The 2093-nt window shown below is 65.1% G+C and carries 2 protein-coding genes; both read right to left on the reverse strand.

The window, feature by feature from the left end; translation table 11 throughout:
- Positions 1-88: 88 nt before the first annotated feature.
- Positions 89-1255, reverse strand: a complete 1167-nt coding sequence (rhaI, locus tag ABTZ94_RS37345) for an L-rhamnose isomerase (protein WP_351207881.1) — start codon at positions 1253-1255, stop codon at positions 89-91.
- 422 nt (positions 1256-1677) lie between these two features.
- Complete coding sequence (locus ABTZ94_RS37350) at positions 1678-1905, reverse strand: hypothetical protein (RefSeq protein WP_351207883.1); 228 nt, start codon at positions 1903-1905, stop codon at positions 1678-1680.
- Between the last annotated feature and the right edge of the window lie 188 nt (positions 1906-2093).

Below are 2093 nucleotides of genomic sequence, written 5' to 3' on the forward strand. Positions count from 1 at the left end.
GGAGCCATGAATCCCACCGCAAGACCGCACGAGCCCGCACCGTCGAGGACCTCATCGCAGCGTAACCAACCGGCCACCCGACAGGCTCTCAGGCGCCCCAGCCGGCCTGTTCGCCACCGACCCGGGTGGCCGCGATCCGCTCCTGATAGCCCGAGGCCAGATATGCGACGAACGGATCCCTGGCCAGCCCGAGTTCCTCACGCACCTCGGCGAGCAGCGGACGGACGTCAGTGTTGTACGCGTCCATCAGGACACCGTTCGCGGCCAGCACATCGCCGGACTGCTGCGCGGCGGTCAGCGCGTCCATGTCGATCAGCAATGCCTTCGCAGTCGCTTCCTGCACATTGGCGACCGACCGGATCACGGCAGGGATCTTCGCCTCGATGTTGTGGCACTGGTCGAGCATGAAGTTGACGTTCGTCCCGGGCTTCATGCCGCTGTTCTTGACCACCTCGTGCATGATCCGGAACAACTGGAACGGGTCGGCGGCCCCGACCATCAGATCGTCGTCGGCGTAGAACCGGGAGTTGAAGTCGAACGCGCCGAGCTTTCCCGCACGCAACAGGAACGCCACGATGAACTCGATGTTGGTGCCCGGCGCGTGGTGCCCGGTGTCCACGACCACCTGAGCCTTCGGGCCGAGATTCAGGCAGTGCGCGTACGCCGTACCCCAGTCCGGCACATCGGTCGTGTAGAACGCCGGCTCGAACAGCTTGTACTCCAGCAGCATCCGCTGGTCGTCACCCAGCCGCTCGTACACCTCGGCCAGCGCCTCGGTCAGCCGGTCCTGACGGGCCACGATGTCGTCCTGCCCGGGGTAGTTCGTGCCGTCGGAGAACCAGAGCTTGAGATCGGGGGACCCGGTCTCGTCCATGATGTCGACGCACTCCAGCAGATGACCCGTGGCCTTGCGGCGTACCTTCGGGTCGGGGTGTGTGACCGATCCCAGCTTGAAGTCGTCGTCCTGGAAGACGTTGGAGTTGATCGCACCGATCCGAAGCCCGAGATCCTCGGCATGCCGGGTCAGCGCGGAGTAGTCCTCGACCTTGTCCCACGGAATGTGCAACGACACCTTCGGTGCCACACCCGTGAACGTGTTCACCTGCGCCGCGTCCTCCAGCTTCTCGAACGGGTCGCGCGGCACTCCTGGCTGCGCGAACACCTTGAATCGCGTCCCGGAGTTCCCGTACCCCCAAGTCGGTGTCTCGATCACCTGGGACTTCAGAGCTGCTTTGACGGCCGACAGATCAGACATGAACACCTCACGAGCGGAGTCATCCAGCGACCGGTGGTCGTTCGGACGGTATGAATCGTTTCAGTTAGACCGTACGCTAGGTTTGCCACGAGCTTCCAGTCAAGCAGCTAGATGTGTTTCCTTCTTGACTTGAATCAATTCATCCCGCAAGGAGCGGGCGCACGCGCAGAGGGACTTGACCGCGGGACGACCGATTGAGCGCGGGCCGACGGGTATCGAGTGCGCTCAGGGTGGTCCTGAGAGCGCCCGGTCCGCCGACTCGTTCAGAGCATGGTGGCGCATTGGAGCGACGAGGTGAAGAGCGACGGCGCGACGACGGCGACGCTTGCCGTACGCCGGCCGCCGGACGGGGCCGGCCTACCAGGTCCGGTCCGCCCGGTGATGGAGAACACCGCGACCGCGGTGACGTTCAGCAGGTTCGTTCAGCGACCGTTGCCGGACATGCTCGGCTGAAGCGAGCGCACGAGATCGAAGAGCCGGGACTCGTTGCCGCAGAGCCCCGCGCGCTCCAGAGCGCCATCGGCCTCCGCGATCGGGGAGGCGAGCAATGGCACATACAACGGGCCCTCGTCAGGTTCCGCGAGCGCCGCCCGAGTGGCCTTCAGCAGTCGGACATACGCCTGGGCCGCGGCGAGTTCGTCATTGCGCATCTCAGCATCTCCCGGTCAGAGGTGTCGGACCCACCAGCATCCCCCATGGGTCTGACAACGCACTCCCGCAGCGGCGCGAGGCCGCCCACTAGCCGCAATGCCGTTCGGTTAGCCATCTGACGGGCTTGGCAACGTGCTGATCTCGATGTGGACGGTGGTCCTGTGGGTGCGGTGGTCGATGTCGCGGC

This window comes from Streptomyces sp. NPDC002785 (assembly GCF_040295565.1).
In the GTDB taxonomy this organism is placed as follows: Bacteria; Actinomycetota; Actinomycetes; order Streptomycetales; family Streptomycetaceae; genus Streptomyces.

Bases quoted from the DNA above. Each gene is read 5' to 3' on its own strand.
- ABTZ94_RS37350 (WP_351207883.1), bottom strand. From the start codon at position 1,905: ATGCGCAATGACGAACTCGCCGCGGCCCAGGCGTATGTCCGACTGCTG.
- rhaI (WP_351207881.1), bottom strand. From the start codon at position 1,255: ATGTCTGATCTGTCGGCCGTCAAAGCAGCTCTGAAGTCCCAGGTGATC.